We start from the raw sequence: 510 nt of genomic DNA, 5'->3' as shown, positions 1-510 counted from the left end.
CTCACCGACCGCGCCGAGGACCGCCTGCTGTTCGACCACCAGCGCACCATCGCCGAGCTGTTCGGCTTCCGCGACACCCCGGAGCGCCTCGCCGTCGAGCAGTTCATGAAGCGCTACTACCGCCACGTGACGGCGCTGGCCGGCCTCAACGACATGCTGCTGCAGCACTTCGACGAGGCGATCCTCCACGCCGGCGAAGCCCTGCCGGTGGAGCCGCTCAACGAGCGCTTCGAGATCAAGGATGGCTATATCCAGGCGCGCTCGCGCACCGTCTTCCGCGACCGCCCCTCGGCGCTGCTCGAGCTGTTCCTGCTGATGGCCGAGCACCCGGGGATCGAGGGGGTTCGGGCCGACACCATCCGCCAGATCCGCGACCATCGCCACCTGATCGACGACCTCTACCGCGATGACGTACGCCACCAGAGCCTGTTCATGGAGCTGCTGCGCTCCGGCGGCAACGTGGCACGCCAGCTGCGGCGCATGAACCGCTACGGGGTGCTGGGCAAGTAC

At 68.2% G+C, this 510-nt stretch carries 1 pseudogene; it reads left to right on the top strand.

The annotated features are described in order from the left end of the window. Positions 1 to 510 (top strand): annotated as a pseudogene (gene glnD, locus ADS77_RS22000) ([protein-PII] uridylyltransferase); the annotation flags it as partial.

The sequence above is a fragment of the Pseudoalteromonas porphyrae genome, assembly GCF_001298125.1.
Lineage (GTDB): Bacteria > Pseudomonadota > Gammaproteobacteria > Enterobacterales > Alteromonadaceae > Pseudoalteromonas > Pseudoalteromonas neustonica.
This window is presented reverse-complemented; position numbering and strand designations above follow the sequence as displayed.